Here is a 19,433-nt window from a genome sequence, read left to right as displayed (position 1 = left end):
CGTCCCCCTACCTTTCCGTTACCGGAATAATTATTTCATTTTTCATCACATCAAACAATCCCATTTGCGTTACGCGGATGTATGGCAGATGAGTAGATTGCAAGAACAGGAATGTATACACGGCATCGCCATGTCGATATCCACGCTCTTTTAGCGCTTTCTTCAGTGCCAACTCTTGTTGTATGACTGTCTCTACTGGCTCTGCCGATACCCCACCGCCAATGGACAACGGAGCCGTCGCAACAATACTGCCTTCCTCAAAGAGCACCATGCCGCCGCCTATTCGTTTGATTTCATTGAAAGCATTCAGCATTTCTTTTTTGTCATTCCCAATTAAGATAATATCGCCCGTGTTAGAATATGACGAAGCAAAGCCCTGAACAGATGTGGAAAATCCTTTAAGAAGTGTATTAACGCGCCATTTTCCTTGTCGATCAACCAACATTAAAAAACTTTCATCGTGATCATCCGCAAGTTTTTCTACCGACGTATCGATGGTCACCTTGTACGGTTTCGTAATGACGTCATTCACCATTTCAAGACCGAGTGAGTCGTTAAACGTAAAATCAGCTTCCTCCAGATCAAATGCTGGCGCAAACTTGTCTACCACCGACCAATCGATGGTCGGGAATGGTGCTGTCGATTGACCGTCACGTTTCAACCACTTGCCTTTGGATAAAACATCCGTTGGTACCGGATTGTATTCATCCTCAAGGAAGTTTAAGGTTGCATACCGGCCCGTCGCAATCATACCGTGCAAGTCGGTCATATCATGGTAGCGCGCTACATTATATGACGCCATCTGATAGGCATCGATTGGCGATACCCCTGCTTCAAGCGCAACATGGATACACTTATCCATTACGCCATCCCTATAGAATGAAGGCGTTGCTCCATCTGTTGTCATCATTAAGTGATCAAACACGTTCAACTCTTTGTCGACAATCGCCTTCAATAGATGCGGTAGGTCTGGACGTATCGATGAATGGCGAAGCGTCACCCCAAAGCCATGCAATAATCGCGACTCCACTTCCTCTACTGTCATCGCTTCATGATCGCCATCTGCCCCGAGAAGTCGCATCCTTGTTAGTGTACGTTCAGATGCCCCTGGAAAATGACCTTCAATTTTCTTACCCGCCACTTTTGTAGCTTGAACAGAAGCAAACATATTCGGATCTCCTGCCATCAGACGTGGCCAACCTGTCAATTCGCCGCCTATCAGTACTTCTGGACGGTCAATCCACTGTTTAACAGCTGTTGGGTTGAATAGCTCCTTTTCGTTCTGAAGGACCGTCTGCGAATCAAACCGCGCCCACCAGTAAAATGAAAACGGCAGTTCATTGAATTGATCGAGCATAGAAAAAGAGGTTGCATGATCGAGCGACATAAAGAGGACAAGGTTATCTGAAATGAACGTCGTCGTTCCAAGTCGACCTGCATACTCTGCAAACGTTACCGGGTTATACAACTGAAACGGATGAACATGTGGCTCAATGTAACCGGATACAATTTTCTTGCCCGCAGCATCGACGATCTCCGCCCCTTCCGTCATCGGCGGCATTTCCTTACCCGCATAGACGATACGATCTCCGGCGATCCAAATGTTGCCTGTCATCCATGTTTTATAGATCGCATGCAAATATTCGGCATTAGTAATAATGAGATCCGGCGCTTTTTTACCATTGATGATATGTATTTGTCCCTGAATTTCTTGATGTTCCCACATATAGACCACTCCTTTGCAGTAACGTATCCCTTGTATTTATCCTAGCATAGCATTGGGGAAATAAATAGAGACTGTTGTGCGCTTATTCAGAAAAGGATTCTTCCGCCTTGTGACGAAATACTAGAGTACTACAATCGATTGGATTTGATGACATGACTGAAAAAATGAAGTTTGATAAAGAAATGGCGGCAGAGTATGACAAAGGCGTACGTCGGACATTGCCTACCTACGATTCCATGTTCAAGCTTGTACAGGCTTATCTTCGTGCACATACAGCACAGCAAGCAAACGTCTTAATCGTCGGAGCCGGTGGTGGCACTGAACTCGCCACGTTAGGACCGACAAATCCTGACTGGACATTTACCGCCGTGGATCCTGCACCGCCTATGCTCGATTTTGCCCGCATGAAAGTGCACGATTTAGAGATGACAGACCGCGTGGAATTTATCGAAGGTACTGTTGATGATGTCGAGGAAGGCGTATTGTTCGAGGCAGCAACATGTATGCTTGTCCTGCATTTCATTAGCGATATCGCCGAGAAACGGCAGCTGTTGAAAAAGATCAGGCACCATCTAGCACCTGGCGCACCATTCGTTTTGGCAACTATGTACGGCAATCCAAATGATCCAGCATTCGATGAGTTATTTGCACTTTGGAAAGCATACTGGCTTGATGCTACAACATTAACACAAACAGAAGTCGATGAGATGGAGGAAGCCGTCCGTGCACTTTCCTTTATTCCTGAAGAGGAGATTGTCGGTTTGCTTCGTGAAGCTAGATTTGGTCGGATCGCCAAGTTCTTCACGACGAATATGTTCGGTGGTTGGATTTGTACCGCTGAGTAAACAGGACTATCCCTTTGCTTGTGAAATTTAGCAAAGGGATTTTTCACCTTTAATCCATTCTTTTTTTCTTGAACACAATAACTGTCAATGCAAAAACACCAATAACCCAAAGTGCAATGACACCGAAATTCATCCATACTCCACCAAGCCCGACGCCACTTTCAACCTTTACTGCAATGTCTTGCAGTTGTGTATTCGGCAAATAATCCACCGCTTTTAGGATAGGGTATTTATCTGCAAATACCGTGAGCATCGATCCGAAGCTAAATAGAAATATAAAAGGTAAAGCAATTACTGAAGCTTCCATAACTGACTTAGCGAACAGTCCCAGAAGTGTCCCCAAACCAATGAAAAAGAAAGAACCTAACATGATTGCTACAACGATAACGAACAGATTCTCAGGAGAATATCCCGTTAAAAAAGCCCCAAGTACAACTACAACCATTGTTGCGATAAAGCTTAGCAAACTTTTTCCGCCAAGAATTTCTAACGTTGAAGCAGGGGAAAGCATAAGCCCACGTAGCGTGTTCTTTTCTTTCTCTTCCGCAAGAAGACTACATTGGACAAATGAACCTACAGTCACCATCGTAAAATTAATAATCAAGTAATGCGCTTCAATTGTTAAATTACCCATTTTCCCATAGATAAAAGCGAGTATAAGGGGCATGAGCGCTGTAATCGAAACAGCTGAGTTTCTTGAAATATCCTTGAAGTCTTTCTGAAAAATAGCGTTTACGCGTTTCATTGAAAATGTCATGATAGTTTCCTCCCTGTCACTTCGACGAAAATATCGCCTAATGTTGGTTCGTTTGTATGAATGGCCACGACGTTGTTTGACGACATATAGTTGAACAATTGCCCGGCATCTTCAGCCGTACTCTTCAACACGACTTTTTCATTGTTTTTCAACTCGACCGTCATTGTTGAATCGGAATACTGTTTTCTTAATTTCCCTGGTTCATCCATCAATCGAATTTTCCCTTTGTTTAAAAATGCGACTCGATCACAAAGCAACTCAGCTTCGTTCATGTCATGAGTGGTTAGGAAGATTGTTGTCCCCCGTGCTTTCAATTCACGCAACCCTTCATGAATATGTTGCGAATTCGTCGGATCAAGTGCAGACGTCGGTTCATCGAGAAATAATAGCTCCGGTTCATGTAATAATGTTCGTGCCAGTGTTACACGTTGAAGCATTCCTTTTGATAGCTTTGAAACGACTTTCTTCTTTTCGCTTGTCAGATTAACAATCGCTAACACTTCGTCAATTCGTTGTTGCGGTACTTCATATAGCTCACAATAGAGCTTCAAATTATCATAAATGGATAGCCTACCATATAAGCCACTGTTGTCTGTCAGTACCCCGATTTTCTTTCTTGAATTTCCCTTTTTCATCCCCGAAACCGGTTCTCCGAAGACAGTTGCTTTTCCGCTCGTCTGGTTTAATTGACCTGTTAGTATTTTAATTGTTGTCGTTTTTCCCGAACCACTCGGACCGAGAAAGCCAAAAATCTCTCCCTTTTTTACGTGGAAATTGACGTCCTCAAGTGCCGTCTGATTCGCGAAAACTTTCTCCAATGATTGAACTTCAATGATGTTTTCCATTGTACTCCCCCTAAAATGTGCAAGTCGTTGTTTGGTTGCTACACCTTTAGATTAGGTCGTTTTCGGCGCAAAAACATCATATTTCCCGTGAAAAGAGCCTTTTTGGGGGTGAATGGAGCTTATTTCAGGCCCAACATCACTTTTAATTCGGCCATTTTCGTTTTGGAGAGGGGGATGTTGGACTTTTTTTCATCATCCAAAATCAGACTGTAACTATTTCTCGTCCATGTAATGACTTCACGGACTTTTTGAAGATTGACGATATAGGAACGGTGACAACGGAAGAAACCAAAAAGTTGTAAACGCCCTTCAAGTTCGTTCATCGTGAACATCGTTGGAAATGCTTCCCCGTTTATATGAAGGAACGACTGACCATCATTGCTTTCAATATAATCTATTTCAGGTGGATCAAAGAGGACGATTTTTTCATTGACCTTCGTCGGAATTTTTTCAAATCGAACTGGTTGAATGTCTGGTTTTTCTATTTCGGTGCTTGCTTCCAAAGCTGAAGATTGTTCTTCCTCAACTTCAATAGTAGGGTTATCCTCTTCAATTTCCTCTGCCATTTGAATTTCGTGCAAACCGCTTTCATCCAATTTAAATACCTTATCTGCCAAAGTAACCGCACTCTCCATATTACCCGTGAGAATGAGTATACTTTTCCCTTTCGCACGCAACTCTTCCAACATAATCATCAATACGCGTTGTGTTTCAATGTCGATGTTTTGGTCAGGTTCTTCAAAAATGAGTATGTCAGGATTTTGAATAAGGAGCCTCCCAAATTGGATTCGTCTTTGCTCAGAATAAGATAGTTTCTTTATCCTGACATTTCTTTTCTCTTCCAGATGAACTTTTCGCAAAATCACTGAAGTTGCTTCATTTGTATTGTAAAGTTTTCGATAAAGATCAATCTGTTCCGCAACCGTCAATCGCTCATATAACGCTTCATTAAGAAATGAAAAACCAATATCCGAAAGATGGACTTTCGAAATCTCAGCATTACTTATGTATATCTCACCATTTAAAATAGGCATCTCCTTAGTCAGCATCTGTAGAAGCGTGCTGCGCACATTAAGACTCGAGTAAATTGCCGTAATTTGACCCCTATCTACGGATAAATTAAATACGGAGAATATGAGTGAATCGTTCAATCTCTTCTCAACATTCGTAAATCGCAAACCCATCTTCTCTTCACCTTTCTATTCTTGTATTATCTTAAGTATAAATAACCAATAAAATCCTGCAACTATATATTTTGTAAAACAGAAAAAGACCATTCTCTCATTCCTAAGAAAATGGTCTTCTTGTTTATTCAAATCTACATCCGTCGATATCTGTTCGATAAAATCTTTCACATAACATCCAATAGGGAATTACGAATTTTTTTCCATTCTTCCTTCTCCATAATTCTCACAATCGGTTCTTGCTCACTCATTACTTCAATATAATAATCAGAAGTCACATATGCATGGTGCTCAGCCTCTGGATTCAACTGTACTCTTGCCGGAAAAATACTATCATACCCAGAAATCCAACTTGAATAACAAACTTTAAAAAACATCGGTTCATATGAAAGTGAATGAGCTCCAGTTTCTTCTCTTTCCTTCCAAAAATTAATTGCTAACTGATCGAAATCAGAACGTGTTAATAATGGATAAAAACGAAACGAGATAACAGCCGTATCCTTTTTAAGATTTTCATATATAAACACATACAACCTTGAACTTCCTGCTTCTTCAAACACTAAAATAAAATTATGCAAGCAACTCATATCATAAAAATGCAATTGATTTTTTAAATTACAAAAAGGATTTTCCGTGAGCGGTTCCCATAGTTCTAATTTTTCATTCATCGCTTTACCTCCATTCCAATTGTGAATCACAAAAAAAAAGGATTTTATCTTTAGCATATGAAATACTAGATCTTATAGCTCCTTGAGTACGATTTGTATATAGCTTTCCATTAATAAAAATAGCCCTCAAACCATCATCTGATGATTTTGAGGGCTATTTTTATTCAAACGTACGCCAGCCGATATCTCTTCTATAGAAGAAACCGTTCCATTCAAGCTCAGACAATCCTTTGTATACTTTGTCTTGTGCTTCTTTTAACGAATCTGCCTGTGCAGTGACAAGAAGTACACGACCGCCGTTGCCGACAAATTCAGTGCCACTCGCTTTCGTACCTGCATGGAAGACATCCAAACCTTGCGCCAACAAAGCATCCAGATTAGGCAATGCAGCACCTTTTTCAGGGGTTCCCGGATATCCGTCCGCTGCAATGACAACGCCTAACATTGCTTCGTCATGCCACTTAAGATCATATGGTTTGCTATCCATTAGCGCTGCCATGAATTCACCAAAATCAGATGCCATCCGTGGAAGAACGACTTGTGTTTCTGGATCTCCGAAACGAGCATTGAATTCAATGACTTTCGGTCCTTTATCTGTGAGGATTAACCCCGCATATAAAATTCCTGTAAATGGAGTCCCTTCCGCAGCCATAGCTTCAACAGTTGGAACAACCACTTTGTCATAAGCTTCTTGCACGACTGCGTCCGAAATTTGTGGTACTGGCGAATAGGCACCCATCCCCCCAGTATTCGGCCCGCGATCACCGTCATAGGCACGTTTATGGTCTTGTGCTACTACCATTGGGTAAATCTGTCCGTCGTGGACGAATGACATATAAGAGAATTCTTCACCTTCCAAGAATTCCTCAATGACGACACGTGATGAAGATTCACCAAACTTCTGGTTACCAATCATATCGTCAACTGCATGTAGTGCTTCGTCCAGTGTCATCGCAACGATAACACCTTTCCCTGCCGCAAGACCGTCTGCTTTTACAACGATTGGCGCTCCGTTTTCACGAATATACGCCTTCGCTTCTTCTGCATCGGTAAACGTTCCAGAGTCAGCTGTCGGAATATTGTACTTGGCCATTAAATCTTTGGCGAACGATTTACTGCCTTCGATTAGCGCTGCCGCTTTTGTCGGCCCAAAAGCCTTCAGACCATGTTCCGCAAAATAATCGACGATTCCTTCACCAAGCGGTTGTTCAGGACCGACAAATGTCAGATCTACATGATTTTCTTTTGCAAACGACACCAATGCTGCAAAATCGAATGCATCAATTTGTACGCATTCCGCATCATTTTTCATACCATCATTACCTGGTGCTACAAATACTTTCTTAACTGAAGGGGAGACATTGAACTGTCTAGCAATCGCGTGCTCGCGGCCGCCACTCCCGATAACAAGTATATTCAATCCATTTCCTCCTCAATGTTTGAAATGACGAACGCCTGTGAATACCATCGTAATCCCGTATTCATTAGCTTTTTTAATAGAGTCTTCGTCTTTTACAGATCCACCAGGTTGGATAATTGCCGTAATGCCCGCTTTCGCTGCTGCTTCGACCGTATCATCCATTGGGAAAAATGCATCCGATGCAAGTGCTGCACCTTTCGCACGTTCACCCGCTTGTGTAAGTGCAATATTCGCTGCGCCAACACGGTTCATTTGCCCAGCACCAACACCTAATGTCATGTTGTCATCAGATACAACGATGGCATTCGACTTGACATGCTTCACAACTGCCCAGCCCAATTTCATCGCTTCCCATTCAGCTTCCGTCGGTTCACGGTCCGTTGCCACTTTGATCGTTGCATCTGCAAAACCATAAGCATCTGGTTCTTGCATTAACAATCCGCCTTCAACAGATACTGTGTTCCATTTATCTTTTTTGTATTGATCAAATGAAATCGTCATCAAGCGAATGTTTTTCTTCTGCGTCAAGATCTCAATCGCCTCTTGCGTGAAAGCAGGTGCAATGATAATTTCAAGGAAAATACCTGATAGTTTCTCCGCAGTTGCTGCATCTACTTCACGGTTTAAGGCAATAATGCCACCGAAGATAGAAGTCGAGTCTGCTTCGTATGCTTTATTGAACGCATCAAAGATCGTTTCGCCCGTTCCAACACCACAAGGATTCATATGCTTCACGGCAACAGCAGCAGGTCCTTCGAATTCTTTAACGATTTGGATCGCTGCGTTTGCATCTTGGATATTGTTATACGACAACTCTTTACCGTGCAATTGCTCTGCATAGGCAATGGAGAAATCAGAACCAAGTGGACGGCTATAGAATGCTGCTTTTTGATGAGGGTTCTCACCATAACGGAGTGGTTGTTTTAGTTCGTATGTATACGTAACCTGCTCCGGGAATTCTTCGCCCGCAAGATCCGTTAGATAACCGGAAATGAGCGCATCGTATGCTGCTGTATGACGGAATACTTTCGCCGCAAGACGTCTGCGTGTTTCAAGTGTCGTTTTGCCATCTGCTGTTAGCTCGGCAATAACTTGCTCGTAATCTACCGCGTCGACGATTACTGTCACGTACGCATGGTTTTTTGCAGAAGCACGAAGCATAGCTGGTCCACCGATATCGATATTTTCGATTGCATCGTCAGTCGAAACATCTGGTTTTGAAATCGTTTCTTTGAACGGGTATAAGTTTACACAAACGATATCGATTGGCTGAATGCCGTGTTCTTCCATTTGTGCTTGGTGAGATGGATCGTCTTGTTTTGCAAGAAGTCCGCCGTGAATCATTGGATTGAGTGTTTTTACACGGCCTTCCATAATTTCAGGGAAGCCTGTTACTGCGTCGACAGCTGTTACTGCGACGCCATTGTCCGCCAAGTGCTTCATTGTTCCACCTGTAGATAATAGCTCATACCCAAGACCTTCCAACACTTTTGCAAATTCCAAAATACCACTTTTGTCCGATACGCTAAGCAGTGCACGTTTTTTCACGAATAAACCCTCCATTTTTGGTAGTACTGAAATATATGTTTTATTAAGGTTAGTTGAATTATTGATTCCTCTGAAATTCGCTTGGCGCTAGGGGATGCCTCCCGCAAGACGCCAGACAGAAAACCACTGTCCGTCTTCTTACTCCGGCTACCCCAAGTAGGCGCCTTCGCTGGATTGGTATTCACATCCATAAGCTCAACTAATATATAAGTAAAGCCGGTAAAAAGTTACCGGCTAAATAGTCTATTTAATGTTTCTTTATATAGATCATGTTCAACAGCATGGATCGCTTCGGCAGTCTTGGCTGCATCGCCGTCTATGACATCCACCGCACGTTGTGCAAGAATCGGTCCTGTATCCATTCCCTCATCCACAAGGTGAACGGTGACACCCGTTACTTTCACGCCATGCTCAACGGCTTGTTCAATCGCATCTTTTCCTGGAAATGATGGAAGCAGCGATGGATGGATATTCACAATACGGGAAGGGTACGCCGCCAATAGCGGTTGCCCAACAAGGCGCATATAGCCCGCCAAGACAAGCCATTCCGCGCCTGCTTCGCGAAGTGCTTCAAGAATCGCTTCTTCGTATGTATCTTTCGAGTCGAAATCTTTTGGTCGTAATGCTGCAACTGGGATGCCCGCTTTTTCGGCACGCTCGACAACAAAAGCTTCCGGCTTATTCGTCACCATCAGGACGATTTCAGCGTTCAGCTCACCGTTACGGCTGGCCTCTTCGATTGCTGCAAAATTACTGCCGCTTCCTGATGCGAAAACGGCAATTTTCATTTTGTTTGTCATTTGGAAAGACTTCCATCATGCTCGCCTGTGAACGTTACACCAACACCTGCTACCACGCGACCGATTTTGTACGCTTTTTCGCCATGTTGTTCAGCAATGGCAATCGCACGATCCGCTTGATCAGCTGGAAGTGCAATGGCAAAACCAACACCCATGTTGAATACGCTGTATAGATCTTTATCCAACAACTGACCTTTTTCTTTCAGCATGTTGAATACAGGAAGCACTGGCCATGAACCTAGGTCAATTTCTGTTCCAAATCCATCGGCAAACATACGTGGTAAGTTTTCGAAGAATCCTCCACCCGTAATATGGCCCATTGAATGAACGTCCAATTCTTGGTGCATTTGTAGAACAGGCTTCGCATAGATTTTCGTCGGCTCAAGAAGTGCATCGCCAACTGTTCCAAGATCCTCGTACCCATCGATAACACCATCAATTGCATAGCCATTATCTTCAAGAACGATTTTACGAACCAGTGAGTAACCGTTTGAGTGAATACCGCTTGAAGCGATCCCAACAAGGACGTCGCCTACAGCCACTTTTTCACCTGTGACAATTTTACTTTTTTCACAAGCTCCAACTGCAAAGCCAGCAAGATCGTACTCATCGATTTCATAAAGACCCGGCATTTCTGCTGTTTCTCCGCCGATTAGCGCTGCGCCTGATTGTACACAACCATCTGCAATTCCTTTAACAATCGCTTCAACCTTTGCAGGAACAGCTTTTCCAAGTGCGATGTAATCAAGGAAGTAAAGCGGTTCTGCGCCTTGCGCGACAATATCATTGACACACATAGCGACACAGTCAATACCGATTGTGTCATGCTTATCAGCCATAAATGCTAGCTTCAACTTTGTTCCGACACCATCTGTACCTGAAATAAGAACCGGCTCTTTATAATCGAGTGCAGAAAGATCGAACATGCCTCCGAAACCGCCAAATGTTCCCGCAACACCCTTACGTGCAGTACGTGCAACGTGCGACTTCATCCGTTCAACTGACTCGTAGCCAGCTTCAATATTTACCCCTGCACTTTCATACGCCTTCGACATGTAAAAGCCTCCCTATCAAACGATTTCTTTTTTATGTGGTAGTACTGTATCTGAATAGATTTCTGTAGGATACTCTCCCGTGAAACAAGCCAAACATTGCCCACAATTTTTCATACTATCTGAACGTCCAATAGCTTTAAGCATCCCATCAGCAGATAGGAATGTAAGCGAATCTGCGCCAATAAGTTCTCGAATTTCATCAATTGACCTGTTTGTCGCGATCAATTCTGAATCGGTACTTATATCAACGCCATAGAAACATGGACTGACTAGTGGTGGGGACGCAATGACGACGTGAACTTCCGTCGCACCTGCTTCTTTCAACAGATTGACAATCCTTTTCGATGTGGTGCCGCGAACAATCGAATCATCCACCATGACAACTCGTTTACCGTTCACAACTTGCTGAACTGGAGAAAGTTTCATCTTCACGCCTTTTTCGCGCATCTCCTGTGTCGGTTGGATGAATGTCCGTCCGACATAACGATTTTTAATAAGACCAAGTTCATAGGGAATTCCACTTTCCTCAGAAAAACCTATAGCTGCCGAAATACTTGAATCGGGTACACCCGTGACAACATCTGCTTCAATATGAGCTATTTCACGTGCAAGCTGTTTACCGCAACGCTTCCGAGCCATGTGAATATTAATACCGTCAATATCCGAATCGGGGCGTGCAAAATAGACGTATTCCATCGAACACATAGCTGAGTCCGCAGCTTGAGCAAATCGGTCCGACTGAAGGCCTTTATCATTAATAATGATTAGTTCTCCCGGCTCTACCGAACGAATCCATTCCGCGCCAATAATATCGAACGCACATGTCTCAGATGCTACGACCCACGCATCTCCCAATTTCCCAAGGGACAGTGGACGTAGACCGTTCGGATCCTGCGCAACCATCAATCCATCATCAGTCAATATTACAAACGCAAACGCACCTTTTAACATCGACAATGCTTTTTTCACACGGTCGCGCTGCGTTAAAGATCCGCTGCTTCTCTTAATTAGATGCGCCAACACTTCTGTATCAGAGTTCGTCTGAAAAATGCTACCTTGGCGTTCAAGATGCTCTCGTAGTTCGACCGCATTCACAATGTTTCCATTGTGAGCGACCGAAAGGCTACCTGTTGTTGAGCGAAAAACAAGCGGTTGAACATTTTCAATTCCACGGCCGTTATCCGTCGAATAGCGAACTTGCGCAATTGCCGCATTTCCTTTTAAATCGTTAATCTCATTACCGGAAAACACTTCATTAACAAGGCCTTCGCCTTTAATCACATGAAACTTTTTGCCTTCCTTCGTAACGATCCCGGCTCCTTCTTGTCCCCGGTGTTGTAGAGCGTGCAGACCATAATAACTGATCTGCGCCGCATCTTCATGCCCCCAAATGCCAAACACACCGCACTCTTCGTTTAAGCCTCTGAGTTCAGCAAGCATTGGATAGCTCCTTTCCAAGCAGAACGGTATTCTTCAACCGCCCCGTTGATTAACATTCCATTTTCACCATGAATAACGATTTGATTACTATCCGTTACTACACCGATTTTCACGGCATCTGCCACAGCTTTTTCAAATGCTACCATATTTTCTTCTTTTACAGTTACAAGGAAACGTGATTGCGTTTCACTGAACAATGCTGTTACAGCAGAACCCGCGATTGTAACTTCCGCGCCAAGTCCTTCTGCATCGAATGCTTTTTCACACAATGCAACTGCGAAACCACCTTCGGATAGATCCGTTGCAGATTGAACGAGTTTGTTTTGGATGGCAGCAAGAAGTTGTTGTTGACGAGCTGCTTCAATGTCAAGGTCGATTGCTGGTGCTTGACCAGAAATTGTACCATCTGTCATCTGTTGAAGTTCACTGCCTCCAAATTCAGTTGCCACTTCACCGATTAAGTAAATCGCATCGCCTGCGTTTTTGAATGCAGTTGTTGTCGTTTCAGATAGGTCATGGACGATACCAACCATACCAATTGTTGGTGTTGGGTAAATTGGAACACCATTCACTTCATTAGATAATGACACATTACCACTAATAACTGGTGCATTCAATTTACGACATGCTTCTGAAATTCCTTCAGCTGATTTCTCAAACTGCCAGAATACTTCCGGCTTGTCCGCGCTACCGAAGTTTAGGCAATCTGTAATCGCAATCGGCTCTGCGCCTGAACAAATAAGATTACGTGCTGCTTCCGCTACTGCAATTTTACCGCCAGTTTCTGGATCTAGATAGACAAAACGTGAGTTACAATCAGAAGTCATTGCAAGTCCTTTATTCGTGCCACCGACACGGATAACACCTGCAGATGAACCTGGTGCAACAATCGTGTTGGAACGTGCTTGTGTATCGAATTGGTTATAAACCCATTCTTTCGAAGCAATCGTTGGTCGTTGTAGTAATGCTTTCAGTGTTTCATCCAAATCGGCAACGACAGGCTCTGTCTTTTCCATTGCTTGGAACTCTCTAAAGTAAGCAGGTTCCTCTGATTTTTTATGATAAACCGGTGCATCTTCCGCAAGTGCGTCTGCCAAAACTTCCGCAACCACTTCACCTTTATGAAGTAAGCGTAGCATTTTATCGTCCGTCACTTTACCAATTGACACCGCTTCGACGTGATATTTTGCAAAAAGATCTATAACTTCTTGTTCACGTCCTTGTTTTACAACAAGTAGCATACGCTCCTGTGATTCTGACAGCATCATTTCATACGCCGTCATTCCTTCTTCACGTTGTGGAACAAGATCAAGATTTAATTCAACACCATAACCTGCTTTTGACGCCATTTCAGCCGCTGACGAAGTAAGTCCCGCCGCTCCCATGTCTTGAATCCCAATTAACGCTTCTGATTTAACAAGTTCAAGACATGCGTCCATCAAAAGCTTTTCAAGGTATGGATCCCCTGCTTGCATTACTGGGAGTTCCGCTTCTTCATCGACTGTTACTTCAACTGAAGACATCGTTGCGCCGTTAATACCATCACGGCCCGTTGTAGCACCTGCATACATCACTATATTCCCTATACCGGAAGCAATACCTTTTTGAATATCTTCATGATTTAACAAACCAACAGCCATCGCATTTACAAGTGGTCGTTTGGAATAACAGTTGTCGAACTGGACTTCGCCAGCAATCGTCGGAACACCAACGATATTTCCGTAACTAGCAATACCTGCAACCGCTTCTTCAAATAGAAAACGATCACGTGCATCTGTTAGATCCCCGAAACGCAATGAGTTAACTAGTGCTACAGGGCGTGCCCCCATAGAAAAGACATCGCGTAAAACTCCACCCGCACCTGTTGCCGCGCCGATAAACGGTTCGATTGCAGACGGTGAGTTATGTGATTCCATCTTGAATACAACCGCTTGGTTATCACCGATATCTACAATCCCAGCACCTTCACCTGGTCCTTGAAGGACGCGTGTTCCTTCAGTTGGGAATTTACGAAGTACCGGTTTAGAACTTTTATATGAACAATGTTCTGACCATAAAGCAGAGAACAGACCCGCTTCTGTATAGTTCGGAAGGCGACCCAACATTTCCTCTACACGTAAGAATTCTTCGTCAGTCATCCCCAATTGTAGGTATAACTTTTCATCTTTAATTTGCTGAGCGTTCGGTTCATGCTTGGCTGACATTGTTTTCACTCCACCTTTTCAAGATTGAATTGAATAGAGGCAATCCGTCTGTACCTCCGATAATTTCCTCAACAGCACGTTCAGGAAGCGGCATCATGCCAAGTACATTTCCTTGTTCATTCAAAACGCCCGCAATAGCTTCTGTACTACCATCAGCATTGCCATCCGCATATGTAAAGACGATACGGTTATTATTCTTCAAATCTGCTACAGTATCTTCATCCACAAAATAGTTGCCGAATTCATGAGCAAATGGGATGGTAATTTCTTGCCCATTCTCATAACCAGCTGTGAAATTAGAGTCCGTGTTTTGGACTGTCAATTTCGCTTTGCCTGATCTGAATTTCAATCCTTTATTGCGTAGGAATGCTCCTGGTAGAAGACCTGCTTCCGCAAGGATTTGGAAACCGTTACCTACACCAAGAACTGGTTTACCTGATGCTGCAAATTCCTTTAAGCTAACAATCGCTTGTGAACTCTGCGCCAAAGCACCCGGACGAAGATAATCGCCATATGATGCGCCACTTGGAATGAGGACTGCGTCAAAGCCGTCAAGATTAGCTTCTGTATGCCATACATAGTGTGCGTCTTTGCCCAGTACTTCATTTACCGCGTGATGCATGTCGATATCGCAGCCCGATCCTGGGAAAACTAGAATAGCGAACTTCATTTGCCCGCGACCTCCCCGATTTCGTATCGGTAATCTTCGATAACTTTATTGACTAAAAGCTTGTCGCACATTTCTTTGACACGTGCATCGATTTCTATAGCTGAACCAGCTAGTTCAAGTTCAATCATTTTTCCGATGCGGACGTTTTCGACTTCCTGATAACCCATCGTTTGAAGCGCTTCTTTTGCTGCAATTCCTTGTGGATCAACAACACTTTCACGGAGTGTTACGTATACGTTTACTTTCGTCATGTCTTTTTTCCTCCCAAATGGAATTAGATTGTTTGCAAAGCTGCGTCAATAATTTATTTTAATCAAGACGGAGCCGTTTGAAATTGGTTTCGATAGACTGATGTGTGCAACACTCAATCATAAGTATCCCCCTATTAAGCCCAAATACCTGTGGATTCAATCTCTTGTAACAGCTCTTCAATGTCGTCAGTCATGATGGTCACATGGCCCATTTTACGATTATCTTTTGCTTCTTCTTTACCGTATAGATGAATCGACCAATCAGGATGATTCGTAACAACTTTCTTGAGTGGAGCAACATGTTGACCAAGTACATTCACCATAATGGATGGCGCCCATAGTTTCGGCTTGCGAAGTGGCCAACCGCATACTGCACGGACATGCTGATGGAATTGTGATACATTACAAGCCTCAATTGAATAATGTCCTGAATTATGAGGTCTTGGTGCTAACTCATTAATGATAATTTCATCGTTTTCCAGCACAAACATTTCAACCGCCAATGTCCCTACAAGTTCAAGATAATCAGCAATTTTCGTCGCTGCCTCTTCAGCTTGTGCGATAACGCCCTGGCTTACGCGTGCAGGAACAATGGACTCGTGTAAGATATGGTTCTCGTGAATATTCTCAGCAACAGGTAGGCAATAGGATTGACCTGCCGCATTGCGCTGGATAATAACAGAAATTTCTTTTGTGAACGGTACAAATGCTTCTGCGATGCACGCCGAATGTGCAAAAAGCGGTTCTGCTTCATGTAAACTTTCTTCTGAAGCAATCTTCACTTGCCCTTTCCCGTCATAACCACCAAATGCTGTCTTGACGATACATGGGAAGCCTACGCTTGCAATTTTTGACGTTAGCTCTTCATACGTCTGTGCTGTCACATAGTTGGCAACAGGTGCACCCGATGCCGTGATTTCCGCTTTTTCATTAATGCGGTTCTGTGTAATCCGGACAAGCTCAGCGCCCTGTGGCACGTGTGCAATTTGGCTAAGCCTTTTAAGACCTTCATAATCGATATTTTCAAATTCATACGTAATGACATCACTGACTTCGCCTAGCTCTTCAAGTGCTGCTTCATCGTTATAAGGAGCAACGATTCGAATATCGGCAATTTGACCACAAGGTGAATCCATAACAGGATCCAGTACGGCGATTTTGAATCCGGCTTCCTTCGCGGCAAGCCCCATCATACGACCAAGTTGTCCCCCACCGATAATTCCGATTGTCTGTCCAGGCAAAATGGTTTTCATACTAAATCACCGCTACTTTCCAATGCTATATCGCGCATTTGATGACGACGTTCTTCAAGACGCTTCATTAATTCAGGATTATTGACCCCTAGGAACTGAGCCGCAAGCAGTCCAGCATTCACAGCACCCGCTTTACCAATTGAAACAGTTGCAACTGGTACGCCTCCAGGCATTTGAACAATCGACAGAAGTGAATCCATCCCATTCAACGCTTTAGACTGAACCGGCACGCCAATCACAGGAAGTAATGTTTTCGCAGCAACCATTCCAGGAAGATGAGCTGCCCCACCCGCTCCAGCGATAATCACGTGTATTCCCCGTCCCTGGGCTTGTTCTGCGTATTCAAACATGAAATCAGGCGTACGATGCGCTGAGACAACTTTCTTCTCATACGGAACAGCAAGCTCGTCCAAAATGTCACATGCATGTTTCATTGTTTCCCAGTCACTCTTGCTTCCCATGATCACACCGATTTTCGGTTCCACTTATAATCCGCTCCTTTATAATCAAAGTTCAACGATATGAACATAAGCCAACTAAAAGCCCTATGTCATTCTAAATCGATGAACTTCCTTTTAAAAAACTAAAACGTCCTTGAATAAACCGCTCTTCACCACGCATGAAAAGCAGATTATTCAAGGACGTTAACTTATGCGTTAAGATGATTTTACCCATAGGTATCCACACACCTTTCGCTACGTTTCCTGAAAAGTCGCTTTCCCGCATAGTCCGGGCATTACGGTGCCCTGGTAGAAACACTAAGGCCAATTCCTCAGTATATATGGGGATTCTATCTCTATACACATTTTATCAAGACTTTTCGCTTTCGTCAACGCTAAAAACCGAACGTTAATATATTTTTTATTTTAATCGTTCGTATTTCTGTCATTTTATCACTCAGTCAGTATTCCTTTGAACTTGATAAGTTGCCGTACCGGAACGTATTGCCCATTCACTTCCGTAAACAGCGGCTCTTCTTTCCTTCCAGCAACCATGTATCCATCAGCAGCCATTCTTTTCAAACAATCATCGATACTCTCTTCTTCTCCTACTTCAAACCACACTGTTTTCTTTTGGCTCATTTTTCTAACTTCCCTTTCTTCACCGATTTCAACCAGAAACCACCGTGTATCGTTTTTGCCTCATATGCAATGATAAATGCCTTCGGATCAATCTCTTTAATTGTCACATAAAGGTTCAGTTCAGATTTACGTGGGGTAAGAATCTGCAGGGCTGATCGATCACCATCAAGACCATTGGCGGACCAATCTGTCACTCCAAACCCCTTTTCTCTTAGTATAGCTGGCAATTTCAAATTTTTCTCCGCAGTAATCACATTCACCATAATGTAACCCAATGCCATCTTCTCTTCGATTTTGGTACCGATAATCACACCGCACCCATAACCTAATGCATAAGCAACTAAGTTTTGAATTTGGTTAAGATTGTCAAGAACTAAACCAAGTCCTACCACATAAATAACAACCTCCACCATACTAACGGTAGCGGCAATATACCTGTACCCTTTCATCGTCAAAATCATGCGTACTGTAAAGAAAGTGACGTAGACAATATTTATTGCGAATATGATCAGCACCATTTGCATAGCTATTTCTCCTTTCGTCGCATAACTGTTATCCTATCGTTGTTAGAAAGTGAATTCAAGGGGAGAATGACAAATAGTTGAATGAATATTGATAATAGTGGTATGAACAGGACAACGAAGGGAGCAGTTTGTATAACTTTTCCGCGCCTTCTAGAAGTGATTCAGTCAATATCTTCACAGGTTCCTACTATAAGTAAGGAGGATTCCTTCCACCATCAAGCTGACTTCCCTTCTGACTACGGATTTTATGCCGCTCAGTCCCACTGTAAGGTGCCTGTTCTCAGTTTATACAGATATTCATCTATTCTTATACCCTCGATGCCCCACTGTACTTCTAATTATGCCCCCATAATTCTTATTCCAACTAAGTATTCCCACAAACATTACCATGCGTTTAATCAAGTACTTTCCAACTACCAGCAATATCAATGCGAGTGAATCAATTTCATAATAGAGATATTGGACTTAATATCCGAACAAGGTTGATTTACGCTTCCTGCGGGCACGGCTTCAGCCAATCGAACAGCGCAGGGTTCGATTGGCCGTATTTTTGCGTTTTTTTGCAGAAATTAAGGCATCTGTTTCGCTGCTCCCAACGCTTTGCTTTTGGTCGCAAAAGCCGTTCTACTTGACGGCTCTTCCTGTGGGTTCTTCAGCTTGCGCTGTTCTCGCTGGACTCGCTGCCTTTCTCTCCAATCAACGAAAGTAGTAGGTAATATTGGCGATGGATTAAATGAATAGTCCTATAATCGTTCGGGTTTTTAAACGTAATAGGTAATTATGAAATTGATTCAAGTAGAGAACAAAAGCGCAAGCGCCTGTTCAGCCCCGACAAGTAGGAAGATACAGTTCATCAATCCCTCCGCACTGAAGCGACTAGAGGGGCTAGGCACTGGAGCCTAGACGCAAAATCTCTACGTTGCAACTTATCCACAATTCGAGTTTTTATAATTTAGTATAAATAAAAGCGCCTTGATTTTTAAAAATCAAGGCGCTTTACACTATTTAATGGCATAATTACTTTTTAAACACAAAAAAAGCCACTACCTATTGGCAATGACCTTGCGCCCGGCGACGTCCTACTCTTGCAGGGGGAAACCCCCAACTACCATCGGCGCTGAAGAGCTTAACTTCCGTGTTCGGGATGGGAACGGGTGTGAC

General features: G+C 43.3%; 18 protein-coding genes, 1 rRNA gene and 1 riboswitch. Of the genes, 1 reads left to right on the top strand and 18 read right to left on the bottom strand.

The features are described from left to right. Positions 1–7 precede the first annotated feature (7 nt). Positions 8–1,726, bottom strand: coding sequence for an adenine deaminase C-terminal domain-containing protein (locus ACIQ0H_RS19455; RefSeq protein ID WP_403418533.1), 1,719 nt, complete (start codon positions 1,724–1,726; stop codon positions 8–10). A gap of 152 nt (positions 1,727–1,878) precedes the next feature. Here ACIQ0H_RS19455 and ACIQ0H_RS19450 point away from each other — a divergent pair, with 152 nt between their 5' ends. Next, positions 1,879–2,571, top strand: a complete 693-nt coding sequence (locus tag ACIQ0H_RS19450) for a class I SAM-dependent methyltransferase (RefSeq protein WP_403418530.1) — start codon at positions 1,879–1,881, stop codon at positions 2,569–2,571. 49 nt (positions 2,572–2,620) lie between these two features. Here the strand turns inward: ACIQ0H_RS19450 and ACIQ0H_RS19445 are convergent, their stop codons facing one another. The 17 genes from ACIQ0H_RS19445 to rrf form a co-directional block, all read right to left on the bottom strand. After that, positions 2,621–3,328 carry an ABC transporter permease gene (locus tag ACIQ0H_RS19445; RefSeq protein ID WP_403418527.1) on the bottom strand — a complete coding sequence of 236 codons (708 nt, stop codon included), beginning with the start codon at positions 3,326–3,328 and terminating at the stop codon, positions 2,621–2,623. Continuing rightward, a complete protein-coding gene (locus ACIQ0H_RS19440) occupies positions 3,325–4,173 on the bottom strand; it encodes an ABC transporter ATP-binding protein (RefSeq protein ID WP_403418524.1) in 849 nt (282 codons plus the stop codon). The genes ACIQ0H_RS19445 and ACIQ0H_RS19440 overlap by 4 nt, the downstream gene beginning before the upstream one ends. 119 nt (positions 4,174–4,292) lie before the next feature. Next, positions 4,293–5,357, bottom strand: a complete 1,065-nt coding sequence (locus ACIQ0H_RS19435; protein ID WP_403418521.1) for a LytTR family transcriptional regulator DNA-binding domain-containing protein — start codon at positions 5,355–5,357, stop codon at positions 4,293–4,295. Between the two features lie 167 nt (positions 5,358–5,524). Continuing rightward, a complete protein-coding gene (locus ACIQ0H_RS19430) occupies positions 5,525–6,025 on the bottom strand; it encodes a hypothetical protein (RefSeq protein WP_403418518.1) in 501 nt (166 codons plus the stop codon). Between the two features lie 160 nt (positions 6,026–6,185). Continuing rightward, a complete protein-coding gene (purD, locus tag ACIQ0H_RS19425) occupies positions 6,186–7,445 on the bottom strand; it encodes a phosphoribosylamine--glycine ligase (protein WP_403418516.1) in 1,260 nt (419 codons plus the stop codon). A gap of 12 nt (positions 7,446–7,457) precedes the next feature. Further along, positions 7,458–8,993: a bifunctional phosphoribosylaminoimidazolecarboxamide formyltransferase/IMP cyclohydrolase gene (purH, locus tag ACIQ0H_RS19420; RefSeq protein WP_403418513.1), complete on the bottom strand. Its 1,536-nt coding sequence runs from the start codon at positions 8,991–8,993 to the stop codon at positions 7,458–7,460. A 227-nt stretch (positions 8,994–9,220) separates the two neighbouring features. Beyond that, on the bottom strand, positions 9,221–9,793 hold the full coding sequence (purN, locus tag ACIQ0H_RS19415; protein WP_403418510.1) for a phosphoribosylglycinamide formyltransferase: 573 nt from the start codon (positions 9,791–9,793) through the stop codon (positions 9,221–9,223). Beyond that, entirely contained in the window at positions 9,790–10,848 is a 1,059-nt protein-coding gene (gene purM, locus ACIQ0H_RS19410) for a phosphoribosylformylglycinamidine cyclo-ligase (RefSeq protein ID WP_403418507.1), read from the bottom strand. The genes purN and purM overlap by 4 nt, the downstream gene beginning before the upstream one ends. A 15-nt stretch (positions 10,849–10,863) precedes the next feature. Then, a complete protein-coding gene (gene purF, locus ACIQ0H_RS19405) occupies positions 10,864–12,288 on the bottom strand; it encodes an amidophosphoribosyltransferase (RefSeq protein ID WP_403418504.1) in 1,425 nt (474 codons plus the stop codon). After that, entirely contained in the window at positions 12,264–14,492 is a 2,229-nt protein-coding gene (gene purL / locus ACIQ0H_RS19400) for a phosphoribosylformylglycinamidine synthase subunit PurL (protein ID WP_403418810.1), read from the bottom strand. Before purL ends, purF begins: the two co-directional genes overlap by 25 nt. Beyond that, positions 14,476–15,162: a phosphoribosylformylglycinamidine synthase subunit PurQ gene (gene purQ / locus ACIQ0H_RS19395; protein WP_403418501.1), complete on the bottom strand. Its 687-nt coding sequence runs from the start codon at positions 15,160–15,162 to the stop codon at positions 14,476–14,478. The genes purL and purQ overlap by 17 nt, the downstream gene beginning before the upstream one ends. Continuing rightward, positions 15,159–15,413 (bottom strand): phosphoribosylformylglycinamidine synthase subunit PurS, encoded by a 255-nt coding sequence (gene purS / locus ACIQ0H_RS19390; RefSeq protein ID WP_403418498.1) that lies wholly within the window; start codon positions 15,411–15,413, stop codon positions 15,159–15,161. Before purS ends, purQ begins: the two co-directional genes overlap by 4 nt. Before the next feature lie 134 nt (positions 15,414–15,547). After that, entirely contained in the window at positions 15,548–16,666 is a 1,119-nt protein-coding gene (gene purK, locus ACIQ0H_RS19385) for a 5-(carboxyamino)imidazole ribonucleotide synthase (RefSeq protein WP_403418495.1), read from the bottom strand. Beyond that, positions 16,663–17,151 carry a 5-(carboxyamino)imidazole ribonucleotide mutase gene (gene purE, locus ACIQ0H_RS19380; RefSeq protein ID WP_403418492.1) on the bottom strand — a complete coding sequence of 163 codons (489 nt, stop codon included), beginning with the start codon at positions 17,149–17,151 and terminating at the stop codon, positions 16,663–16,665. Before purE ends, purK begins: the two co-directional genes overlap by 4 nt. Positions 17,152–17,371: 220 nt before the next feature. Beyond that, a riboswitch (purine riboswitch) is annotated at positions 17,372–17,471 on the bottom strand. Between the two features lie 88 nt (positions 17,472–17,559). Further along, positions 17,560–17,748, bottom strand: coding sequence for an NETI motif-containing protein (locus tag ACIQ0H_RS19375; protein WP_403418489.1), 189 nt, complete (start codon positions 17,746–17,748; stop codon positions 17,560–17,562). Next, positions 17,745–18,272, bottom strand: a complete 528-nt coding sequence (locus tag ACIQ0H_RS19370; RefSeq protein ID WP_403418486.1) for a DUF2179 domain-containing protein — start codon at positions 18,270–18,272, stop codon at positions 17,745–17,747. Before ACIQ0H_RS19370 ends, ACIQ0H_RS19375 begins: the two co-directional genes overlap by 4 nt. 1,066 nt (positions 18,273–19,338) lie before the next feature. Further along, positions 19,339–19,433, bottom strand: a 5S ribosomal RNA gene (gene rrf / locus ACIQ0H_RS19365); the annotation flags it as partial.

Source organism: Sporosarcina sp. NPDC096371, assembly GCF_044762865.1.
GTDB lineage: Bacteria > Bacillota > Bacilli > Bacillales_A > Planococcaceae > Sporosarcina.
This window is presented reverse-complemented; position numbering and strand designations above follow the sequence as displayed.